Below are 22,193 nucleotides of genomic sequence, written 5' to 3'. Positions count from 1 at the left end.
CCCGAGCGCCGGACCCGCGGCCGGGTGCGTGCACTCGACCCGTCAGTCCTCGTCCTCCGCGGCCGGCTTCTTCGGCGCCCGCACCTGGATCCACTTGGCCTCGGACGGGGTCCCGTCCGCGTCCGTGACGAACAGCATGTACCAGCCGGGCGGTACGAGCGTGGGGTCGGACGGCACGTCCACGGTCACCGAGTCCGCCGTCTTGCTGAGCCCCAGCGCGATGGACCGCTGCTCCACGTCGGTGGTGTGCGTGACGGCGCTGGGCCGCATCAGCCGGGCCCGCACGATCCGGTCGGTGTCCTCGGCCCGGAAGGTGGCCCGGCCGTTCTGGTCGACCTCGTCCGGTCCCGCGCCGAGGGCCGGCCGGAGGGCGGGGTTCCGGTGCAGGTAGGGCGGCGAGTAGACCTCCAGCCGGTGCTCGAACCTGCCGAGCTTGGTGTTGTCCTTGTCCGCGAAGAGCGGGTCGGAGCCGAAGGTGGCGACGCGCCCGTCGGGCAGCAGCAGGGCCTCGGAGTGGTAGTTGCGGCCGACGGCCGGGTCGGCGGCCGCGGTGAACCTGCCGTCGCGCGGCCAGTAGAACTGCGCCTTGTGGATGTCGCTGGCGCCGCGGCCCCGGTAGTCGCGGGCACCGCCGGTGGTGAACACCGAGTCGTCGGGCAGGATCACGCTGCTGAGGTAGCGGGTGCCCTGCGGGAGCCGGGGTCCGTCGCGCCAGGCGGGGGTGGCGGTCTTCAGGTCGACGATGGCCGTGCGGGCGGTGGACTTGGGGGACTCGCCGACGCCGCCGCCGCCGAGCACCATCACCTTCTGGTCCTGTGCCGGGGGCAGCAGCAGGGAGGCGGAGGTCTCCAGCTGGTCCGGGTCCGTCAGGCCCTTGACCGGCTCGAAGGTGTTGGTGCGCGGGTCCCACAGGCCCGGTGCGCGGCCCTTCTCGGCCGGTCCGTAGCCCGCGTTGGAGCCGGTGTAGAGCAGCTTGCCGCCCTGGGTGAGGAACAGCGCGGGGTAGGTCGGGAAGTAGCGGAACGGCCCCTTGGTCCACTTCTTGGTCCGCGGGTCGTAGATCTCGTTGTCGCCGGGCACGACGTCGCCGACGTCGTTGAGCCCCGAGACGGCGAGCACCCGGCCGTCCTGGAGGGTGACCAGGGTCGGGTACCAGCGGGCGTCCTTCATGGGGGCGACCGGGACGTACTTCTCCGCCTTCGGGTCGAACTCGTAGGCGGCCTTGATGCCCTGGAAGTCCTGCTTCGCGGTGCTCAGGCGTTCGGCGAGGCCGTAGACGTTGTCGGCGTCCTTGCCCTTGAGGCCGATGACCTCGTACTGGGCGGCCTCGGTGGTCAGTCCCTGGGGGCCCTCCTGGACCGCCTCGACGAAGACCCGCGCCTCGGCCGCCGTCACCTTCGTCTTCCAGGGCAGCATCCGGCCGCTCTTGGCGTACGAGATGAGGAACTCGCGCTTGGCCTTGGGCACGGTGACGTCGAACTTCGACACGTACTCGACCCCGGACGGCGAGCGGAAGCGGGTGCCCTTCCTGAGCGTGACGGTCTTGTCGGGGCTCTCGTTCTTGACCCGCATGCCGCCGCCGGCCCGGGTGACCTTGCCGTCGAGGACCTCGTAGCGGGCGGTGCCGCCGGCCACCAGCAGCCGGCCGTCGGGGAGCTGGCTGTGCCCGGCGCAGAAGAAGTCCTCGGGGGTGGGGATCCGCTTGAAGGTGTTCTTCGCGGGGTCCCACAGGACGGTGTCGAAGGTCCCCTTGTCGAACTTCTTCTGGTCGTTGCCGGAGCCGGCGATGAGCAGCACCTTGCCGGTGTGCAGCAGCGCCGCGTGCATGGCGTTGATGCGCTGGTCCTCGGGCAGGGCGACCAGGCCCCAGGAGCCGTACTGCGCCTTGTAGCCGGGCTGGGCGATCTTGTACGCGTGGTACCTGTCCTCGGCGAAGGAGAAGGCCGCGGGTGCGTTGAGCCCGGCCAGCAGGACCACCGCGCCCACTCCGAGGACGGTCTTCTTGAACTTCTTCGACGGCCGGTAGGCCATGGCTCAGTTCCCTCCTGTGGTCGTGGCGAGCGCGGGCTCCGGCTCGTCGCCCGGTCCGCCGCCGGGAGCGGCGACGGGGGCGGTCGCGGTCCTGGTCCCGCGGTCGCGGAACAGGGTCACGGTCCACACCACGACCGGTGAGAGGGCGATGAGCAGGGCGAGGACGGCCCAGGTCCGCATGGCCGCGTGCGTGTGGCCGTACCGGACCGAGGCGACGAGGGAGGCGGCGAGGACCGCCACCCAGAAGAGGTGGATGCGGAAGGTCAGCAGCCGGTCGGGCGAGGCGGTGCCGCCCTTCGGGGTGACGACGAAGCGGCCCCTGGTGCGGATCAGGGCCGAGCCGAGCGACCTGAGGTAGACCGGCGCGCAGATCGCGGACATCGCCATGCCCGCCAGGCCGCCGGAGCCCTCGGGCTCGTGGGGCGAGACGTTGTGGCGCCGGTTCCAGAGGTAGAGGCCGATCTGGAGGGCGGCGGCGTCGCTGTAGAGCATCAGCCACACCGAGGACGAGACCTGGGTGCCGGAGGCGCCGAGCCAGAGGAAGAGAACGCAGCTCAGCACGCCCAGCAGCCAGTTGACCGCGGTCATCGGGTAGTAGACGAGCATCAGCGTGTAGTTGAGGAGCCGGCCGGGCGGCACCCGGAACAGCGCCTTCCAGTACTGCCTGAAGAGGGTCTCGTAGGTCCCCCTGGACCAGCGGAGCTGCTGGGTGAAGAAGTCCGTCCAGGAGGCGGGGCCCTCGCCGACCGCGAGCACGTCGGGGGTGTAGACGGAGCGCCAGAACCGGCCGGTGCGCGGGTTCTTCCTGCGGTGCAGTTCGAAGCCGGTGGCCATGTCCTCGGTGATGGAGTCGTAGAGGCCGCCGACGCTCTTGAGCGCGCTCACCCGCACCGCGTTGTTGGTGCCGACGAACATCGGGGCGCCGTACCGGTTGCCGGCCCGCTGGATCAGGGCGTGGAAGAGGTACTGCTGGGACTCGGCGGCCTTGGTGACGTGCTCGGTGTAGTTCCCGTACACCTGGGGGCCGACGACGAAGGCGACGTCCGGGTCGCGGAAGTAGCCGAGCATCCGCTCCAGGAAGTTCGGCAGCGGCACGTGGTCGGTGTCGACGGAGGCGAAGTAGTCGTAGTCGTCCCCGTGCATCGCCAGCCAGGCGTTGTAGTTGCCGTGCTTGGTCTTCGCCCGGTGGGGGCCCTTCCTGCGGTTCCACTCGGGTACGTCTTTGCGGGTGAAATGCCGCACGCCCAGTTCGGCGCAGAGGGCCTTGGCCTCGGGGTCGTCGCCCTCGTCGAGGAGCCAGACGTCCAGCGGGCCGTCGTGGCGGACCCGGACGGCGCCTTCGAGGGTGGCGCGCACCATGGTGAGCGGTTCCTTGCCGGGGACGTACGTGGTGAGGAAGGCGACCCGCGTGCCGGGCTCGGCCTCCACCGGCACCGGGTCCCTGGCGACCATCGTGGCGTGGGCGATCGACACCACGTTGACCAGCATGAAGAACATGATCAGCGCGATGGAGACGAGCATCACGGTGTCGAACCGCACCAGCCAGCGGTCGCCTCCCTCGCGGACCGTCCAGTGGGTCGGCCAGACCAGGTAGAGCAGCAGCGCGGCGGAGAGCAGCGGCGCGAGCGTCATGAGGGCGACCGCGCGTATTCGGTGCGGCTCCTTCGAGAGCAGGGAGCGGTACTGCACGCGGTAGGCGTTGGGGTCCGCCTTCGTCAGCGGACCGGCGAGACGGCTGTGGGCCTCGTAGTCAATGCCTTCCGGCCGCACGGTGCCTCCAGAGCTTGGAGCCGAGGTTGATAATCCAACAAAAGTGGACAAACTCGGGCGTGTCGAACCGGATTCGGCCGTGCGAGGGGTTCTCCTGAACGTTTGCGTCCGCACCGCCGTTCGGGGGGCGGGCGGCCCGCGGCGGCCGTCCGGAGACGTACGGAGCCCCCGCTCCCGGCAGCTGTGCGACCGGGGGCGGGGGCTTCGCGGGAGGCCCTTCGGGGGGTCAGGAGGCCAGGTGGCGCTCCACCGTGGCGACCTTGGAGGTGAGGCCGTCCGTGACGCCGGGACGGATGTCGGCCTTCATGACCACCGAGACGCGCGGCGCCCGCTCCTCCACGGCCGCCACCGCACGCCTGACGACGTCCATCACTTCGTCCCACTCGCCCTCGACGGAGGTGAACATGGCGTCGGTGCGGTGGGGCAGCCCGGACTCGCGGACCACGCGGACCGCGTCGGCGACGTACTCGCCGACCTCTTCCCCCACGCCCAGCGGGGTGACCGAGAAGGCGACGATCACGCGGCGGCCTCTTCCTTGCGCGCGCGGGCGGCGACGACGCTGTCCGCCTCGTCGCGCTTGAGCAGCTTGTCGCCGTACAGGCCGCCGAAGGGGATGACTGCGAGCAGGAAGAACAGGGCGACCTTCTTCAGCGGCCACTTCGCCTTGTTCCACACGTCCAGCAGGAAGAGCGAGTAGAGCACGAACAGCACGCCGTGCAGCATGCCCAGCGGCATCACCAGGTTGACGTCCGAGATCCGGCTCAGCAGCGAGCCGAAGATCAGCAGCGCCGGGAACGAGAGGGCCTCGGGGATGGAGACGAGGCGCAGCCTGTGCAGGGCGGAAGCGGTCTTGATGTCCACGGTCAACCTTCGGGGCGGAGGGCGAAATGTCCGGCCCATTCTCCCAAGGCGGTTTACCCGATCTTGACCCGGGGTCGGGCCGGCGGGCACCCGGATGTCTCCGCCAGGTCTCGGCCGCGTCCCATCCCCGTCCCACCGGGGCCCTTATCGGCCATCGGGCCCTGTTCGGGTGCGCGCGCTGCCGTTAACGTCATCCCCGTGGCTCAGTTCCGACTCCAAGGCAGCAAGGTGCTCGCCGTCGACCTGTCCGGCGACGCCGTCAAAGCGAAGAACGGCTCGATGGTCGCGTACGACGGCCAGATGGCCTTCAAGAAGATGACCGGCGGCGGTGAGGGCATCCGCGGCATGGTGACCCGGCGCCTGACCGGCGAACAGATGACCGTGATGGAAGTGCAGGGGCACGGCACCTGCTACTTCGCCGACCGCGCGAGTGAGATCAATCTGGTCAATCTCCACGGTGAGAAGCTCTACGTCGAGTCCAGCAACCTGCTGTGCACCGACGGCGGGCTGCGCACCGGCACGACCTTCACCGGTCTGCGCGGCGGCGCGACGGGCAACGGCCTGTTCACGACCACCGTCGAGGGCACCGGCCAGGCGGCCATCATGTCCGACGGGCCGGCGGTCGTGCTCCGCGTCAGCGCCCAGTACCCCCTTTCCGTGGACCCGGGCGCGTACATCGCGCACACCGGCAACCTCCAGCAGCACTTCCAGTCCGGTGTGACGTTCCGCACGTTCATGGGCGAGGGCGGCGGCGAGGCCTTCCAGATCCGCTTCGAGGGCGAGGGGCTGGTCTACGTCCAGCCCAGCGAGCGCAACACGATCGGGGGCGACGTCTGATGCCGTTCACCCAGATCAACTCGAAGATGATCGAGGCCCAGGTGATCCCGGGCCAGCGGCTGTTCAGCCAGCGCGGCGCGATGCTCGCCTACCGCGGCGACGTCAGCTTCACCCCGAACCTGACCGGCGGTCAGGGCGGCGTCATGGGGATGATCGGCCGCCGGGTGGCCAACGAGCAGACCCCGCTGATGACCGTCGAGGGCCAGGGCACCGTGATGTTCGGCCACGGCGGGCACCACATCCACGTGGTGCAGCTCACCGGCGACACCATGTACGTCGAGGCGGACCGGCTGCTCGCCTTCGACGGCACCCTCCAGCAGGGCACCATGTTCATGGGCTCGCAGGGCGGCGTCATGGGCATGGTGCGCGGCCAGGTGACCGGGCAGGGCCTGTTCACCACCACGCTGGCCGGACACGGCTCGGTCGCGGTGATGGCCCACGGCGGCGTGATCGAGCTGCCGATCACCCCCCAGCGGCCGATCCACGTGGACCCGCAGGCGTACGTGGCCCACCGGGGCGACGTACGGAACAAGCTCTCCACCGCGCTCGGCTGGCGCGACATGGTGGGGCGTGGCTCGGGCGAGGCGTTCCAGCTGGAGCTCTCGGGCCACGGAGTCGTGTACGTGCAGGCCTCGGAGGAGAAGCTGTAATGACCGGACCCGTGGTCCTCGACCCGTACTCCCTGCCGTCCGACGACAACGTCAACCCGTACACCTTCTGCGTGGAACTCAAGGGGAGCCAGTGGTTCCTGCAGAAGGGCAAGATGATCTCCTACTACGGGCAGATCGAGTTCAACGGCATCGGCCACGGCCGCTTCGAGCGGCTGCTGCGCACGAGCTTCCACTCCCCGCTGCACGCGAGCGACTGGGTGGTCGCGGAGGGGTCGGGCAAGATGCTCCTCGCCGACCGCGCCTTCGACGTGAACTCGTACGACCTGGACAACGGCAACCTGACGATCCGCTCGGGCAACCTGCTCGCGTACCAGCCCTCGCTGGCCCTGAAGCAGTCGATCGTGCCGGGCTTCCTGACGCTGATCGGGACCGGCAAGTTCGTGGCCGCGTCGAACGGCCCGGTGGTCTTCATGGAGCCGCCGCTCAAGGTCGACCCGCAGGCGCTGGTGGGCTGGGCGGACTGCCCCTCGCCGTGCCACCACTACGACCACGGCTACATGCAGGGCGTGATGGGCGGCCTGCGGCAGCTGGCGGGCATCGGGGGCACCTCGGGCGAGGAGCACCAGTTCGAGTTCGTCGGGGCCGGCACGGTGCTGCTCCAGTCCACCGAGATGCTGATGGCGGAGCAGGCGGTCGGCGCGGTCGCGCACGAGCCCGGGGTGCCGCAGCAGCACGGGCCGCTGGGTCAGCTCGGGGGCCAGCTGGGCGTGCCGCGGATGCCCGGGCAGCTCGGCGACCTGCAGCGCCGCTTCGGACTGTGACCGATACGCTTCTTTCGGTCACGGACCGTGTCCGGATGTAGGAATTTTTGTACATAATTCAACTTCTTAGGTAGAGTCCTTGTATGGAGACTGAGACTGCCACCCGCTGGCTGAACGATGCCGAGCAGTGCACTTGGCGCACCTATCTGGACGTCAACAGACTTCTGACGCACCGGATGGAGAAGGATCTCCAGCCATTCGGACTGACCAACAACGACTACGAGATCCTCGTGAACCTCTCGGAGTCCGAGGACCACCGGATGCGGATGAGCGATCTCGCGACCGCCACCCTGCAGTCCAAGAGCCGCCTGTCCCACCAGATCACCCGCATGGAGAGTGCGGGCCTGGTGGTCCGGGCGAACTGCGAGTCCGACCGGCGCGGGCTGTACGCCGTGCTGACCGACCTGGGCATGGAGACCATGCGCAAGGTCGCCCCGCACCACGTGGCCTCCGTGCGGAAGCACTTCATCGACCTGCTTCCGCCCGAGGCCCTCGCGGACCTGCACGAGTCGCTCAAGCCGATCGCGGAGCACCTGCGCGACCAGCGCGGCAAGCTCTGACCCGGGCCCGGCGGCCCTCCCCTGACGCCGCCGTGTGACGCGGGTAGACCCCGTACCGGAACGCGCGAAGGGCCCGCCTCCCCCTCTTCGGGAGGCGGGCCCTTCGCGTCCGTACGGGTGCCCGGGGCGGGCTCAGCCCTCCGTCAGGCTCGCCAGCAGCGCGTCCGAGGCGGCGTACGGGTCCAGCTCGCCCGCCACGACCCGCTCGGCCAGCGCGTCCAGGTGGCGGTCGCCGTGCAGGTCCCCGATCCGGGAGCGCAGGGCCGTGACGGTGATCGTCTCGACCTCGCGGGCGGCACGGGCGATCCGGCGGCGGGCCAGCACCCCGTGCTCCTCCATCCACGCCCGGTGCTTCTCCAGGGCCTCCACGACCTCGTCGACGCCCTCGGAGCGGGCGGCCACCGTCTTGACGATCGGCGGGCGCCAGTCGCCGGGACCGCGGGCCTCCCCGAGACCGAGCATGTGGTTCAGCTCGCGGGCGGTGGCGTCGGCGCCGTCCCGGTCCGCCTTGTTCACCACGTACAGGTCGCCGATCTCCAGGATGCCGGCCTTGGCCGCCTGGATGCCGTCGCCCATGCCCGGGGCGAGCAGCACCACGGAGGTGTCGGCCTGGGAGGCGATCTCCACCTCCGACTGGCCCACGCCCACGGTCTCGACCAGGACCACGTCGCAGCCGGCCGCGTCCAGGACGCGGATGGCCTGCGGCGCGGCCCAGGCCAGGCCGCCCAGGTGCCCGCGGGTGGCCATGGAGCGGATGTACACCCCCGGGTCGGAGGCGTGGTCCGACATGCGCACCCGGTCGCCGAGCAGCGCACCGCCGGAGAACGGCGAGGACGGGTCGACGGCGAGCACGCCGACCCGCTTGCCCGCCTTGCGGTACGCCGTCACGAGCGCCGAGGTCGAGGTGGACTTGCCCACGCCGGGCGAGCCGGTCAGGCCCACCACGTACGCGTTGCCGGTCAGCGGCGCCAGCGCCGCCATCACCTCGCGCAGCTGCGGGGACGCCCCCTCGACCAGTGAGATCAGCCGGGCCACCGCCCGTGGCCTGCCCTCGCGGGCCTGGTCCACCAGCTGGGGGACGTCCACCGCCATGCCTGTCTGCCTCCTGCCGTGGGTTACGGGACCGCCCGTGGGGTTACGGGCGGCCCGTGGGTTGCGGGACTACGCCTTGGGAACGCGGACGATCAGCGCGTCGCCCTGGCCGCCGCCGCCGCACAGCGCGGCCGCGCCGACACCGCCGCCGCGGCGCTTGAGCTCCAGGGCCAGGTGCAGCACCACGCGGGCGCCGGACATGCCGATGGGGTGGCCCAGGGCGATGGCACCGCCGTTGACGTTCACCTTTTCCGGGGTCACGCCCAGGTCCTTCATTGACTGGACGGCGACCGCGGCGAAGGCCTCGTTGATCTCGATCAGGTCGAGGTCCTCGACCCCCAGGCCCTCCTTCTTCAGGGCGTGCTGGATGGCGTTGGACGGCTGCGACTGGAGCGAGTTGTCCGGGCCCGCCACGTTGCCGTGGGCGCCGATCTCGGCCAGCCACTCCAGGCCCAGCTCCTCGGCCTTGGCCTTGCTCATCACGACCACCGCGGCGGCGCCGTCGGAGATCTGCGAGGAGGTGCCGGCCGTGATCGTGCCGTCCTTGGCGAAGGCCGGGCGCAGCTTGCCCAGGGACTCCACGGTGGTCTCGGGGCGGACGCCCTCGTCCACGGAGAAGACCACCGGCTCGCCCTTGCGCTGCGGGATCTCGACCGGGGTGATCTCGGCCTCGAAGATGCCGTTCTTCTGGGCGGCGGCCGCGCGCTGGTGCGAGGCGGCGGCGATCTCGTCCTGCGCGGCGCGCTCGATGCCCAGGCGGGTGTTGTGCTTCTCGGTGGACTCGCCCATCGCGATGTTCTCGAAGGCGTCGGTCAGGCCGTCGTACGCCATCGCGTCGAGCATCTCGATCGCGCCGTACTTGTAGCCCTCGCGGGACTTCGGGAGCAGGTGGGGGGCGTTCGTCATGGACTCCTGGCCGCCCGCGACCACGATGTCGAACTCGCCGGCGCGGATCAGCTGGTCGGCCAGGGCGATGGCGTCGAGGCCCGAGAGGCAGACCTTGTTGATCGTCAGGGCGGGCACGTTCATCGGGATGCCGGCCTTGACCGCGGCCTGGCGGGCCGGGATCTGGCCCGCGCCGGCCTGGAGGACCTGGCCCATGATCACGTACTGGACCTGGTCGCCGGAGATGCCGGCCCGCTCCAGGGCGGACTTGATGGCGAAGCCGCCGAGGTCGGCGCCCGAGAAGGACTTGAGCGAGCCCAGCAGCCGCCCCATGGGCGTGCGGGCCCCAGCGACGATCACCGAAGTAGTGCTGTTCGTTCCGGACATGAGGCACAGCCCCTTGGATGAGGAGTGAACGAGGGTTTACCTGAATGTACTGAGAGGCACTCGGTGCCGTCACCGGGCATCCGGTGTGATCGCGCGCACGTTGCGTAACCACCCTGTCGACCGCTCCACTGGAGGCATGCTGACGCGAATCGACCACATCGGGATCGCCTGTTTCGACCTCGACAAGACTGTCGAGTTCTACCGTGCCACGTACGGATTCGAGGTGTTCCACACCGAGGTCAACGAAGAGCAGGGCGTGCGCGAGGCCATGCTCAAGATCAACGAGACGTCCGACGGCGGCGCCTCCTACCTCCAGCTGCTGGAACCCACCCGCGAGGACTCCGCGGTGGGCAAGTGGCTGGCCAAGAACGGCGAGGGCGTGCACCACATCGCCTTCGGCACCGCGGACGTCGACGGCGACGCGGAGGCCATCCGCGGCAAGGGCGTACGGGTCCTCTACGACGAGCCGCGGATCGGGTCGATGGGGTCCCGGATCACGTTCCTGCACCCCAAGGACTGCCACGGCGTCCTCACCGAACTGGTCACTTCCAACCCCTCCTCCCACACGGAGCACTGACCGCCGGATTCCCCGGCCGGTAGAGTGGCGGTGGCTCGGCCGGGGTTTGGTGTGTTTGCCGAGGGGTCGGGGCCTTCTGACACGCGGCAAGAAGTCTGACACCATTCCCCGGGGGCGCCGTTCAGCGGGCGGACGGTGCTCTTGGGAGAGAGCTTGCGACCAGGGGACGGATGGGACCGCGCCGTGCGGGGCTACGAACGCCAGGAGAGTATTCAGGCTGAGGCCGACCATCTCTCGCGCTTCGAGGCCGAGATGGAGCGGCTGAAGAAGGAACGCGAGAAGGCCGTCCAGCACGCCGACGACCTCGGCTACCAGGTCGAGGTGCTGCGGGCCAAGCTCCACGAGGCGCGCCGCGCCCTGGCGTCCCGCCCCGCCTACGACTCCGCGGACATCGGCTACCAGGCCGAGCAGCTGCTGCGGAACGCCCAGGTCCAGGCCGACCAGATGCGCTCCGACGCGGAGCGCGAGCTGCGCGAGGCCCGTGCCCAGACCCAGCGCATCCTCCAGGAGCACGCGGAGCACCAGGCCCGCCTCCAGGCGGAGCTGCACACCGAGGCCGTCAACCGCCGGCAGCGGCTGGACCAGGAGCTGAACGAGCGCCGCCAGACCGTCGAGGCGCACGTCAACGAGAACGTCGCGTGGGCCGAGCAGCTGCGGGCCCGTACGGAGTCCCAGGCCCGCCGCCTGATGGAGGAGTCGCGCGCCGAGGCCGAGCAGGCCCTGAACGCCGCCCGCGCCGAGGCCGCCCGGGTCGCCGAGGAGACCCGGCGCCGGATGTCCTCCGAGGCGGAGGCCGCCCGTACCGAGGCCGAAGCCACCCTGCTGCGCGCCCGCAAGGAGGCCGAGCGGCTGCTGACCGCCGCCTCCGCGCAGGCCCAGGAGGCCACCGAGCACGCCGAGCGGCTGCGCTCCACCGCGAGCGCGGAGTCCGAGCAGACCCGCCAGCAGACCATGGACCTGGGCCGGGTCGCCGAGCAGCGGGTGCAGGAGGCCGACGGCGCGCTGCGCGAGGCCCGCGCCGAGGCCGAGAAGGTGCTCGCCGAGGCCAAGGAGAGCGCCGCCCGGCAGCTCGCCTCCGCCGAGTCCGTGAACGAGCAGCGCACCCGCACCGCGAAGGAGCAGGTGGCGCGGCTGGTCGGCGAGGCCACCAAGGAGGCCGAGGACCTCAAGGCCGAGGCCGAGCAGGCGCTGGCCGACGCCCGTGCCGAGGCCGAGCGGCTGATCGCCGAGGCCGGGGAGAAGGGCCGTACCGCCGCCGCCGAGGACACCGCGGCACAGCTGGCGAAGGCCGCCCGTACCGCCGAGGACGTGCTGAACAAGGCCTCCGAGGACGCCCGGGCCACCCGCAAGGCCGCGGCGGACGAGGCCGACCGGATCCGCCGCGAGGCGGAGGCCGAGTCCGACCGGCTGCGCGCGCAGGCCGCGGCCACGGCCGAGCAGCTCAAGGGCGCGGCCAAGGACGACACCGAGGAGTACCGCGCCAAGACCGTCGAGCTCCAGGAGGAGGCCCGGCGGCTGCGCGGCGAGGCGGAGCAGCTGCGCGCCGAGGCCGTCGCCGAGGGCGAGCGGATCCGCGGCGAGGCCCGCCGCGAGGCCGTCCAGCAGATCGAGGAGGCGGCCAAGACCGCCGAGGAGCTGCTGACCAAGGCCAAGGCGGACGCGGACGAGCTGCGCGGCGGTGCCACCGCCGAGAGCGAGCGCGTCCGGGCCGAGGCCATCGAGCGCGCCACCACCCTGCGCAAGCAGGCCGAGGAGACCCTGGAGCGCACCCGCGCCGAGGCCGACCGGCTGCGCGCGGAGGCCGAGGAGCGGGCCGAGACCGTACGGGCCGAGGCCGACGCCACGGCCCGGCAGCGCCACGAGGAGACCGACCGCGCCCTGGCGGCCAAGCGGACCGAGGCCGACACCGAGCTGTCCCGGCTCCACGAGGAGGCCGAGACCCGGCTGACCACCGCCGAGCAGACCCTGCGCGACGCCCGCCAGGCGGCCGAGGGCATCCGCCGCGAGGCCGCGGAGGAGACCGACCGGCTGCGCACCGAGTCCGCCGAGCGGATCCGTACGCTCCGGACGCAGGCCGAGGCCGAGGCCGGCCGGCAGCGCACGGAGGCCGCGGAGGACGCCGGCCGGATGCGTGCCGAGGCCGAGCAGACCGCCGCGCGGCTGACCGGCGAGGCCGAGGCCGAGGCCGAGCGGGTGCGCACCGAGGCCCAGGAGACCGCCGACCGGGTGCGTGCCGAGGCCAAGGCTGCCGCCGAGCGGGTGGCCGAGGAGGCCGCCGAGGCACTGGCCGCCGCCCAGGAGGAGGCCACGCGGCGCCGCCGCGAGGCCGAGGAGACGCTGGGCTCCGCCCGCGAGGAGGCCGAGCGCGAGCGCGCCCAGGCCCGCGAGCAGAGCGAGGAGCTGCTGGCCGCCGCCCGCAAGCGGGTGGAGGAGGCCCAGGCCGAGGCGACCCGCCTGGTCGAGGAGGCGGACGCCCGCGCGACCGAGCTGGTCTCGGCCGCCGAGCAGACCGCCCGCGAGGTGCGCGAGTCCGTGGCCGGCCTGCACGAGCAGGCCGAGGAGGAGGTCGCCGGGCTGCGCAGCGCCGCCGAGCACGCGGCCGAGCGCACCCGCGCCGAGGCCGAGGAGGAGGCGGACCGGGTCCGCTCCGACGCCTACGCCGAGCGGGAGCGGGCCACCGAGGACGCCAACCGGATCCGCACCGAGGCGCGCACCGAGACGGACGCCGCCAAGGCGCTCGCCGAGCGCACGGTCACGGACGCGATCGCGGAGGCCGAGCAGCTGCGCTCGGACACCGCCGAGTACGCCCAGCGGATCCGTACCGAGGCCACCGACGCGCTGGCCGAGGCCGAGCAGACGGCCGCGCGCACCCGCGCCGACGCCCGCGAGGACGCCAACCGGATCCGTTCCGAGGCCGCCGAGAAGGCCGGCCAGGTGGTGGCCGAGGCCGAGGAGGCCGCGGAGGCGACGCGCGCCGAGGCGGCGACGGTCCTGGAGGACGCCCGCGCGGAGGGGGCCCGCCTGATCGGCGAGGCCACCGCCGAGACCGAGCGGATGACGGTCGAGACGCGGGCCGCGAACGACCGTACCGTCGGCGAGGCGGCCGAGGAGGCCGAGCGGCTGCGCGCCGAGGCCGCGCAGCTCCTGGAGGACGCGCGCGGCGAGGGCGGCCGGATCGTCGGCGAAGCCACCGCCGAGGCGGAGCGGGTCACCGTCGCCGCCGGCGAGACGCTGGCCACGGCCGAGCGCGAGGCCGAGCAGACGATGGACGAGGCGCGCGCCGAGGCCAACCGGCTGCGCACCGAGGCGGCCGAGCAGGCCGACCAGCTCATCGGCGAGGCCACCGCGGAGGCGGAGCGGCTCACCGAGCGCACCCGCGCGGAGAACGAGCGGACCGTCGGCGAGGCCGCCGACGAGGCCGAACTGCTGCGCGCGGAGGCGGCCGAGAACCTGTCGTCCGCCCAGGAGCACGCCACCCGTACCCGCGAGGAGGCCGAGCGGGTCAAGGCGGAGGCGGCGGCGGAGGCCGAGCGGCTGCGCACGGAGGCCCGCGAGGAGACCGAGCGGCTGCTGGACGAGGCCCGCGAGGCGGCGAACAAGCGGCGCACCGAGGCGGCCGAGCAGGTCGACCGGCTGATCTCGGAGACCGCCGCCGAGGTCGAGAACCTCACGGCGGAGGCGCAGCAGCAGGCCCTGGCGACGACCACGGCCGCCGAGGAGCAGGCCGACTCGATGGTGGACGCGGCCCGCAAGGAGGCGGCGCGCATCACCTCCGAGGCGACGGTCGAGGGGAACACCCTGGTCGAGAAGGCCCGCACGGACGCGGACGAGCTGCTCGTCGGCGCCCGCCGGGACGCGACGGCCATAAGGGAGCGGGCCGACGAGCTGCGCACCCGGGTCGAGTCCGAGATCGAGGAGCTGCACGAGCGGGCCCGCCGCGAGTCGGCGGAGCAGATGAAGTCCGCCGGCGAGCGGGTGGACAAGCTGGTCAAGGCCGCCACCGAGCAGAGCGCCCAGGCCGAGACGAAGGCCAAGAACCTGGTGTCGGAGGCGAGCAGCGAGGCGAGCAAGGTCCGCATCGCCGCGGTCAAGAAGGCCGAGCAGCTGCTCAAGGAGGCCGAGCAGAAGAAGGCCGAGGCGGTCCGCGAGTCCGAGCGCATGCGCACCGAGGCGGAGGCCGAGGCGGCCCGGCTGGTCGAAGAGGGCCGCCGTGAGCTGGAGGTACTCGTCCGCCGCCGGGAGGACATTCAGGCCGAGATCTCCCGTGTCCAGGACGTGCTTGAGGCGTTGGAATCATTCGAGGCGCCCTCGGGTGGCGGAAAGTCGCCGTCCGGCGGTCCGGCCGGTGGCGGTGTGAAGGCCGGAGCGGCCGCGGGATCCACTCGTTCGGGTGGCAAGACGTCAGAGGGCTAGAAAGTTCACTTGATTCTGTGCTCCTGATGGAGGTTCAGGCGAACGGGTGACAAGCGTTCTGGCGCCTTGCCACTCAAAAGGGGTGTCATTGTCCAGATCAAACGCGGATTGACTCGATGACACGCCGCTCGGGCGCCTAGGATTCCCCTAACACCTCACCGGTCTCATTCGACAGGAACCCCATGAGCGACACTTCCTCCCCCTTCGGCTTCGAGCTCGTGCGGCGTGGTTACGACCGCGGTCAGGTGGACGACCGCATTACCAAGCTCGTCGCCGACCGTGACAGCGCCCTGTCCCGCATCAACTCCCTGGAGAAGCGCATCGAGGAACTCCACCTCGAGACGCAGAACGCCCAGGCCCAGGTCAACGACGCGGAGCCGTCGTACGCCGGTCTCGGCGCCCGGGTCGAGAAGATCCTGCGGCTCGCCGAGGAGGAGGCGAAGGACCTGCGCGAGGAGGCCCGCCGGGCCGCGGAGCAGCACCGCGAGCTCGCCGAGTCGGCCGCCCAGCAGGTCCGCAACGACGCCGAGTCGTTCGCCGCCGAGCGCAAGGCGAAGGCCGAGGACGAGGGCGTCCGCATCGTCGAGAAGGCCAAGGGCGACGCCTCGACCCTGCGCGCCGAGGCGCAGAAGGACGCGCAGTCGAAGCGCGAGGAGGCCGACGCGCTGTTCGAGGAGACCCGCGCCAAGGCCGCGCAGGCCGCCGCGGACTTCGAGACCAACCTGGCCAAGCGCCGCGAGCAGTCCGAGCGCGACCTGGCCTCCCGTCAGGCCAAGGCGGAGAAGCGTCTCGCCGAGATCGAGCACCGCGCCGAGCAGCTGCGCCTGGAGGCCGAGAAGCTCCGTACGGACGCCGAGCGCCGGGCCCGCCAGACGGTGGAGACCGCGCAGCGCCAGGCCGAGGACATCGTGGCCGACGCCAACGCCAAGGCGGACCGCATCCGCAGCGAATCCGAGCGCGAGCTGGCGGCGCTGACGAACCGCCGCGACTCCATCAACGCGCAGCTGACCAACGTCCGCGAGATGCTGGCGACGCTGACGGGTGCCGCCGTGGCCGCGGCCGGCTCCCCGATGGACGACGAGCCCGTCACCCGCGGCGTCCCCGCGCAGCAGAGCCGCTAGTCCCCCCGGGCGGCCGCGCGGCCCGCTCCCCCGGGCGGCTCCGCGACGCACCCCGCGCAGCGCAGCAGTACCCCGTGCCCCAGGGCCCTCCGTCACTCCGGTGGCGGGGGGCCCTGGGCCGTTCTAGCGTGAACCGCATGATCGAGCTTGAGGGCCTGACGAAGCGCTTCGGCGCCAAGATCGCCGTCGACGACCTCAGCTTCCAGGTCAGACCGGGAGTGGTGACGGGCTTTCTCGGGCCCAACGGGGCGGGCAAGTCGACCACGATGCGGATGATGCTCGATCTCGACAACCCCACCAGCGGGACGGTTCGGATCGACGGGAAGCACTACCGGGACCTCGACGAGCCGCTGAAGTACATCGGGGCGCTGCTGGACGCCAAGGCGATGCACGGCGGCCGCAGCGCGTACAACAACCTGCTCTGCCTCGCGCAGTCGAACCGGATCCCGGCGAGCAGGGTGGACGAGGTGCTGGACACGGTGGGGCTGACGGCCGTGGCCGGAAAGAAGTCGAAGGGGTTCTCCCTGGGCATGGGCCAGCGGCTGGGCATCGCCTCGGCGCTGCTGGGAGATCCGGAGATCCTCATGTTCGACGAACCCGTCAATGGTCTGGACCCCGAGGGAATTCACTGGATCCGAAATCTGATGAAAGGTCTGGCGGCCGAAGGAAGGACGATCTTCGTTTCCAGCCATCTGATGAGCGAAATGGCACTCACGGCCGACCATTTGATCGTGATCGGACAGGGCCGGCTGCTCGCGGACACCAGCATGGCCGATTTCATCCAGCAGAACTCGCGCAGTTATGTCCGGGTCCGCTCTCCCCAGCAGGAACGACTCCGGGACGTACTGGCGGGTAACGGAATTCCCGCCGTGAGCACGGGTTCGGGAGCTCTGGAGATCGACGCGGTTTCGGCCGAGGATCTGGGAGAACTTGCGGCGAAACACCAGATCGTGCTGCACGAACTGAGCCCGCAGCGCGCTTCCCTGGAGGAGGCCTTCATGCGGATGACGGCGGGCACGGTCGAGTACCACGCCCACTCGCCCGGCGAGGACGCCTCGGGCCTGCCGGGACCCGTGCCGCCCCTGCCGCCCGGCGGGGCACCGGACGCGGCCGGCGGAGCCGGCTGGGGCGGCGACTGGACGCCCTCCAAGAAGAAGGGGGCCTGAACCGTGGCCGCCGCACCCGCCGTGCTGAAGTCCGAGTGGACCAAGATCCGTACGGTCTCCTCGACCACCTGGACCCTGATCAGCGCCCTCGTCGTGACCGTCGCGCTCAGCGCTGCGCTGTCGGCGCTGATGAAATCGCAGTTCGAGAACCTCTCCGACCTGGAGCGGGCCACCTTCGACCCGACCCTGATCAGCTTCTCCGGCATGGTGCTCGGCCAGCTCGCCATGGTCGTCTTCGGCGTGATGGTCGTCGGCACCGAGTACAGCTCCGGCATGATCCGCACCTCGCTCGCCGCCGTGCCGCAGCGCGCCGCCTTCCTCTTCAGCAAGATCGCGGTGGCCGGGCTGCTGGCCCTGGGGGTGGGCCTTGCCACCAGCTTCCTGTCCTTCTTCCTCGGCCAGGCGCTGCTCGGCACGCACCACACATCGATCGGCGAGCCCAACGTGCTGCGCGCGGTGATCGGCGCCGGGCTCTACATGGCGCTGATCGCGGTCTTCTCGATGGGCGTGACCGCGATGCTGCGCAGCTCGATGCTCTCGCTGGGCATCCTGGTGCCGTTCTTCTTCCTGATCTCGCAGATCCTGTCGGCCGTGCCGAAGGCCAAGGAGGTGGCCCGGTACTTCCCCGACCAGGCCGGCGCCAAGATCATGCAGGTCGTGCCCAACGCCATGGGCGGCGACGAGGCGCCGTACGGGCCCTGGGGCGGGCTCGGCATCATGCTGATCTGGGTCGCCGCCTCCCTCGTCGGCGGCTACCTCGTGCTCAAGCGCCGGGACGCCTAGCCGCGGGCGGATCCCGGGGGCCGGCGGCCAGGCGTGACACGGGACCCGGCCTAGGGGTTGTCCCTGATTCGTCCCTGAACCGGGGCCTCCGGAGCACCGGGGGCCCCGGGAACCGTCAAGGCGCCGATATCCTCTTACTTCCTGCGGCGGGCGAGAGCCGTCCCGGCGGACGAGGGCGAGAGAGCATGATCGAGGCAGTCGGACTGACCAAGCGCTACGGCGCCAAGACCGCCGTCGACGAGCTCTCCTTCCAGGTCAGGCCCGGTGCCGTGACCGGGTTCCTGGGCCCCAACGGCTCCGGCAAGTCCACCACCATGCGCATGATCGTCGGCCTGGACCGCCCCACCGCGGGCCGCGTGACGATCAACGGCCTGCCGTACGGCGCGCTGCCCAACGCCCAGCGGATCGTCGGCGCCCTCCTCGACGCCAAGGCACTGCACGGCGGCCGCCGCGCCCGGAACCACCTGCTCGCCCTCGCCCAGCTCTCCGGCATCCCCGAGCGCCGCGTCGACGAGGTGCTCGGCGTGGTCGGCCTCCAGGACGTGGCCGAGCAGCGCACGAAGGGCTTCTCGCTGGGCATGGGCCAGCGGCTCGGCATCGCCGCCGCCCTGCTCGGCGACCCCCAGGTGCTGCTCTTCGACGAGCCGGTCAACGGCCTCGACCCCGAGGGCATTCTCTGGGTGCGCAATCTCATGAAACAGCTGGCCGCGGAGGGGCGTACGGTCTTCGTCTCCTCGCACCTGATGAGCGAGATGGCACTGACCGCCGACCACCTGATCGTGATCGGCCGGGGCCGGCTGCTGGCGGACATGGGCGTCCAGGACTTCATCTCGCACAACTCGTCCGGATTCGCCCGGGTCCGCACGGCCGACACCGAGCCCGGCGCCGACGACACCCTCGCCGCGACGCTCTCCCGCGCCGGCGCCCGCGTCCTGCACGAGCCGGACGGCGCCCTGCGCGTCACCGGTCTGCCGCTGCCCCGGATCAGCGACCTGGCGCACGAGGCCGGCGTACGCCTGTGGGAGCTCTCGCCGCACCGGGCCTCGCTGGAGGAGGCGTACATGCGGATGACCCAGAGCTCGGTGGAGTTCACCTCCTCCGACGACCCCAAGGCGGAGCTGCGCACCCCTGACCCGCACCCCGCGGACCCGTGGGCGGAGGCGGAGCCGGAGCGGATCCCCTCCGAGGGCTGGTACGCTCCCCCGCCGCCGGACGCGGGAGGCGCGCCCTTCCTGATGCCGGCCCAGCCCGGGGACCTCGCGACGGGGTCCGCGCAGGGCCGGGAGTCCGGCCCCCGGTCAGGCCCGCAGCCACAGAAGACGGAGGAGGCGCGATGAGCGGGATCCAGGCCCGGCAGGGGTACGTCTCCGACATCCCGATCGTCCGGCCGACGCTGGTCCACGCGCTCCAGTCGGAGTGGACCAAGGTCAAGACGGTCCGCTCGACGGTCTGGTCGCTGATCGCCACGGTCGGCGTGACGGTCGGCATCGGCCTGCTGATGGCGGCGAACACGGACGACACCGACTACTCGATGAACCCGTTCACGCTGCCGTCGCTGTTCGGGATCATGCTCGGCCAGGTCGGCGTGATCACGCTGGGCGTCCTGATGGTGGCCTCGGAGCACGGCACCGGGCTGATCCGCACCACCTTCACCGCCGCTCCCGAGCGGTACCGCGTGCTCACCGCGAAGTACCTGGTCTTCTCGGCGCTGGCGTTCACCGTGACCTTCGGCTCCGTGACGCTGGTGACCCTGCTGACGATGGTGCTGCACGGCGGCCCGGGGGCGGGGCCGCACTCGCTCGGCGTCTCCGCGCGGGGGCTGCTCGGCGGCAGCCTGTACGTCACGCTGCTCGGCATCCTGGCGCTGGCGGCCGGAGCGCTGCTGCGGCACTCGGTGGGCGCCGTCACGGCGATGCTGGGCGTGGTCACCATCCCCACGATCATGCCGACCGTCCTGCTGTACTGGGAGACCACCACGGGCCTCGGGCGCTGGCTGATCGGGTACAGCGCGCCGGTCGCCATCTCCACGCTGTACGGCCTGCCGGCCGACGAGTTGAGCGCCTCGGGTCCGTGGCAGCTGCTGGTGCTGGCGGTCGTGACCGCGGCCGCGGTGGTCGCCTCGTACCGTACGGTCCGCAGCCGGGACGTCTGAGGCCGGACCGGCACCTGAGGCGGTGCCCCGGCGCTGCCGGCTCCGGGGGCCCGCCCGGCTCAGTGCCGGGGAGCGTTACGGGACCGCTGCACCCGCGAGGTGCGGCGGTCCTTCGCGTTCCAGCAGGCCTTGTGCCAGTGGCGCCGGTCGTCCACGCCGCCGTAGTCGGGCCAGGCGACCACGTGCGGGACGCCGGACGGGATCTCCTGGTCGCAGCCGGGGCAGCGGTACCGCTTGCCCTGCGCGCTCGCGCCCGAGACGTGGCGGACCCGCCACTCCTCGCCCTGCCATTCCTCCGTGCGCTCCAGGCCGTAGCGGTCGTACCCGGCGCTGGGGCGCTCGGCCGGACTCTCGCCGCCCCTGGGGCGGTTGTGGCGCGGTGACACGTATACCTCACGAAGCGGCGGGCGGAAGGGACTTTCCCCCAGCCTACGCGCCGCGCCTGAGGGTACCCGCATGGTTGCGGACAGGGACCGGCGGCGAACCCGGCTTCCACGGGAGTGATTCCCCGACAATCTCAATAACTTCTGTCCCTGCCCGTGCCTTTGGCACGTGTCAGACGTTGTTGCCATGGGGGAAGCCGCGTCAGCCGCAAGGAGGCAGAGGGCGATGCGTGTTGGAGCGTTTGTACTGGCGGCCCAGTTCCCGGGCCAGGGGCAGGGGGAGGCACTGCACCGGGCGGTGCGGACCGCCGAGGTGTCGGAGGAGGCGGGGCTCGATGCCGTCTGGCTCGCCGAGCACCACTTCGTGCCGTACGGGGTCTGCCCGTCGGCAGTGACCCTGGCGGCCGTGCTGCTGGGGCGCACCCGGCGGATCAGGGTGGGGACGGCGGTGAGCGTGCTGCCGAGCACCCACCCGGTGGCCCTCGGGGAACAGGCCGCCCTGCTGCACCTGACCTCGGGCGGGCGGTTCTCGCTCGGCGTGGGCAGGGGCGGCCCCTGGGTGGACCTGGAGGTGTTCGGCTCCGGTCTGGAGGCGTACGAACAGGGCTTCCCGGAGGCACTCGACCTGCTGCGGCGCTGGCTGCGGGAACCGCGGGTCGGAGCCGCCGGGGAGCGGTACGCCTTCCGCGAGGTGGCCGTCGTACCGCGGCCGGCGGAGACCCTGGAGGGCGATCCCGGCGGGCCGGAGGTGATCGTGGCGTGCACCTCGCCCGACTCGGTGCGGCTGGCCGCGGAGCGGGGGCTGCCGATGCTGCTGGGCATGCACTGCGGGGACGAGGACAAGGCCGCGATGGTGGAGCTGTGGCGGCGCACGGCCCTGGACGCCGGGCACGACCCGGACGCGGTGGCGGCGGCCGGCCACGTGTCGGCCGGGGTGGTGCAGCTGGCGGACCGTACGGAGGACGCGGCCGAGACGCTGGTGAAGGCGATGCCCGGCTGGCTGAAGCAGGGGCTGGACGCCCATGTGACGGTGGACGGGCGGACGCGGACCATGCGGGACCCCGTCGCGTACACGGAGCTGCTGTGCTCCCTGCACCCGGTGGGAACTCCCAGGCTGGCCGCGGACCGGCTGGCGGCGACGGCCGAGCGCACGGGCATCAGGCGTTTCGCGCTGCTCGTCGAGGGCTCCGGGGATCTCGCGGCGACCGAGGAGAACGTCCGCAGGCTCGGTGCCGAGGTCCTGCCCCACCTCGGGTGACCGTGCGCGCGTGCGCCGTGGACGACGCGTGGGGCTGCCGCTCCGGTATCAGTTGCACCTCCCGCGATACGGAGCGGCAGCGGAGCACTAGCAGTCCCGCAGCTCCGGCGACTGGTTGAGCAGCTGCCCCCTGATGGAGGTGAAGCGGGCCAGGCGCTCATCGGACGAGGAGTCGAGCGGGAAGACCGCCACTCGGTGGCAGTTCTGGAACGCGAGGCGGACGCCGAAGTGCCGCTGGAGCGCACCCCGTATCGCGTCGCTCGCGAGAGCGCGGAGCAGCTGGCCACGCGCCTGCTCGTCCGGCGGCGGCGTCTGGTTGTCGGCGAACTCCCCGCCGTCCACCTTCAGCTGGGCCACCAGAGAGCTGATCATCTCCCATGCGTAGGGCAGGGAGGTCCGGACGCAGTCGACGAAAGCGGCTTCGTCGACCTCGCCTCGCTCGGCCTGTTCCAGTAGGGCCGGTGAGACGTCGAGCGACATGGGTT

20 protein-coding genes are annotated in these 22,193 nt (G+C 71.7%); 12 read left to right on the top strand and 8 right to left on the bottom strand.

All coding sequences use genetic code 11. From position 1 onward, the window contains the following. Positions 1-42: 42 nt before the first annotated feature. The 4 genes from ACIQUQ_RS01445 to ACIQUQ_RS01430 all read right to left on the bottom strand — a co-directional run bounded on the left by ACIQUQ_RS01445 (position 43) and on the right by ACIQUQ_RS01430 (position 4,662). On the bottom strand, positions 43-2,031 hold the full coding sequence (locus ACIQUQ_RS01445) for a galactose oxidase-like domain-containing protein (protein WP_403969843.1): 1,989 nt from the start codon (positions 2,029-2,031) through the stop codon (positions 43-45). Positions 2,032-2,034: 3 nt separating this feature from the next. Next, positions 2,035-3,801 carry a glycosyltransferase family 2 protein gene (locus tag ACIQUQ_RS01440; protein WP_403969840.1) on the bottom strand — a complete coding sequence of 589 codons (1,767 nt, stop codon included), beginning with the start codon at positions 3,799-3,801 and terminating at the stop codon, positions 2,035-2,037. Between the two features lie 226 nt (positions 3,802-4,027). Further along, positions 4,028-4,321 (bottom strand): MTH1187 family thiamine-binding protein, encoded by a 294-nt coding sequence (locus tag ACIQUQ_RS01435; RefSeq protein ID WP_403662120.1) that lies wholly within the window; start codon positions 4,319-4,321, stop codon positions 4,028-4,030. Beyond that, positions 4,318-4,662: a DUF3817 domain-containing protein gene (locus ACIQUQ_RS01430; RefSeq protein WP_403969837.1), complete on the bottom strand. Its 345-nt coding sequence runs from the start codon at positions 4,660-4,662 to the stop codon at positions 4,318-4,320. Before ACIQUQ_RS01430 ends, ACIQUQ_RS01435 begins: the two co-directional genes overlap by 4 nt. A 198-nt stretch (positions 4,663-4,860) precedes the next feature. On the opposite strand from ACIQUQ_RS01430, the gene ACIQUQ_RS01425 reads away from it, so the two are divergent. From ACIQUQ_RS01425 to ACIQUQ_RS01410, 4 genes are all read left to right on the top strand, one after another. Then, on the top strand, positions 4,861-5,499 hold the full coding sequence (locus ACIQUQ_RS01425) for an AIM24 family protein (protein WP_399948675.1): 639 nt from the start codon (positions 4,861-4,863) through the stop codon (positions 5,497-5,499). Next, positions 5,499-6,149: an AIM24 family protein gene (locus tag ACIQUQ_RS01420; RefSeq protein ID WP_399948673.1), complete on the top strand. Its 651-nt coding sequence runs from the start codon at positions 5,499-5,501 to the stop codon at positions 6,147-6,149. The genes ACIQUQ_RS01425 and ACIQUQ_RS01420 overlap by 1 nt, the downstream gene beginning before the upstream one ends. After that, positions 6,149-6,931 carry an AIM24 family protein gene (locus ACIQUQ_RS01415; protein ID WP_403969833.1) on the top strand — a complete coding sequence of 261 codons (783 nt, stop codon included), beginning with the start codon at positions 6,149-6,151 and terminating at the stop codon, positions 6,929-6,931. The genes ACIQUQ_RS01420 and ACIQUQ_RS01415 overlap by 1 nt, the downstream gene beginning before the upstream one ends. Before the next feature lie 83 nt (positions 6,932-7,014). Continuing rightward, positions 7,015-7,491, top strand: coding sequence for a MarR family winged helix-turn-helix transcriptional regulator (locus ACIQUQ_RS01410; RefSeq protein ID WP_399948669.1), 477 nt, complete (start codon positions 7,015-7,017; stop codon positions 7,489-7,491). Positions 7,492-7,623: 132 nt separating this feature from the next. Here the strand turns inward: ACIQUQ_RS01410 and meaB are convergent, their stop codons facing one another. Beyond that, positions 7,624-8,583, bottom strand: a complete 960-nt coding sequence (gene meaB / locus ACIQUQ_RS01405; RefSeq protein WP_403969830.1) for a methylmalonyl Co-A mutase-associated GTPase MeaB — start codon at positions 8,581-8,583, stop codon at positions 7,624-7,626. Between the two features lie 69 nt (positions 8,584-8,652). After that, the gene (locus ACIQUQ_RS01400) at positions 8,653-9,855 is read right to left on the bottom strand and encodes an acetyl-CoA C-acetyltransferase (protein ID WP_403969827.1); all 1,203 of its coding nucleotides are present in this window, start codon (positions 9,853-9,855) and stop codon (positions 8,653-8,655) included. Between the two features lie 136 nt (positions 9,856-9,991). Between ACIQUQ_RS01400 and mce the strand changes: the two genes are divergently transcribed. The 7 genes from mce to ACIQUQ_RS01365 all read left to right on the top strand — a co-directional run bounded on the left by mce (position 9,992) and on the right by ACIQUQ_RS01365 (position 20,067). Continuing rightward, positions 9,992-10,432 (top strand): methylmalonyl-CoA epimerase, encoded by a 441-nt coding sequence (gene mce, locus ACIQUQ_RS01395; RefSeq protein WP_403969824.1) that lies wholly within the window; start codon positions 9,992-9,994, stop codon positions 10,430-10,432. A 183-nt stretch (positions 10,433-10,615) separates the two neighbouring features. Further along, complete coding sequence (gene scy / locus ACIQUQ_RS01390) at positions 10,616-14,845, top strand: polarized growth protein Scy (protein ID WP_403970546.1); 4,230 nt, start codon at positions 10,616-10,618, stop codon at positions 14,843-14,845. A gap of 182 nt (positions 14,846-15,027) precedes the next feature. Next, positions 15,028-15,966 carry a cellulose-binding protein gene (locus ACIQUQ_RS01385; protein WP_399948661.1) on the top strand — a complete coding sequence of 313 codons (939 nt, stop codon included), beginning with the start codon at positions 15,028-15,030 and terminating at the stop codon, positions 15,964-15,966. A gap of 137 nt (positions 15,967-16,103) precedes the next feature. Continuing rightward, entirely contained in the window at positions 16,104-17,132 is a 1,029-nt protein-coding gene (locus ACIQUQ_RS01380; protein WP_403969821.1) for an ABC transporter ATP-binding protein, read from the top strand. Between the two features lie 3 nt (positions 17,133-17,135). Next, positions 17,136-17,915 carry an ABC transporter permease gene (locus ACIQUQ_RS01375; RefSeq protein ID WP_403969818.1) on the top strand — a complete coding sequence of 260 codons (780 nt, stop codon included), beginning with the start codon at positions 17,136-17,138 and terminating at the stop codon, positions 17,913-17,915. Positions 17,916-18,100: 185 nt separating this feature from the next. After that, positions 18,101-19,252 carry an ABC transporter ATP-binding protein gene (locus tag ACIQUQ_RS01370; protein WP_403969815.1) on the top strand — a complete coding sequence of 384 codons (1,152 nt, stop codon included), beginning with the start codon at positions 18,101-18,103 and terminating at the stop codon, positions 19,250-19,252. Next, positions 19,249-20,067: an ABC transporter permease gene (locus ACIQUQ_RS01365; protein ID WP_403969812.1), complete on the top strand. Its 819-nt coding sequence runs from the start codon at positions 19,249-19,251 to the stop codon at positions 20,065-20,067. Before ACIQUQ_RS01370 ends, ACIQUQ_RS01365 begins: the two co-directional genes overlap by 4 nt. 59 nt (positions 20,068-20,126) lie before the next feature. Here the strand turns inward: ACIQUQ_RS01365 and ACIQUQ_RS01360 are convergent, their stop codons facing one another. After that, positions 20,127-20,453: an ATP/GTP-binding protein gene (locus ACIQUQ_RS01360; RefSeq protein WP_403969809.1), complete on the bottom strand. Its 327-nt coding sequence runs from the start codon at positions 20,451-20,453 to the stop codon at positions 20,127-20,129. 223 nt (positions 20,454-20,676) lie between these two features. Here ACIQUQ_RS01360 and ACIQUQ_RS01355 point away from each other — a divergent pair, with 223 nt between their 5' ends. Further along, positions 20,677-21,708, top strand: a complete 1,032-nt coding sequence (locus ACIQUQ_RS01355) for an LLM class flavin-dependent oxidoreductase (protein ID WP_403969806.1) — start codon at positions 20,677-20,679, stop codon at positions 21,706-21,708. 87 nt (positions 21,709-21,795) lie between these two features. Here ACIQUQ_RS01355 and ACIQUQ_RS01350 read toward each other — a convergent pair whose 3' ends face one another. Beyond that, on the bottom strand, positions 21,796-22,188 hold the full coding sequence (locus ACIQUQ_RS01350; RefSeq protein WP_114038192.1) for an SCO5389 family protein: 393 nt from the start codon (positions 22,186-22,188) through the stop codon (positions 21,796-21,798). Positions 22,189-22,193 lie beyond the last annotated feature (5 nt).

It is taken from the genome of Streptomyces sp. NPDC101118 (assembly GCF_044759445.1).
Taxonomy (GTDB): Bacteria; Actinomycetota; Actinomycetes; order Streptomycetales; family Streptomycetaceae; genus Streptomyces.
This window is presented reverse-complemented; position numbering and strand designations above follow the sequence as displayed.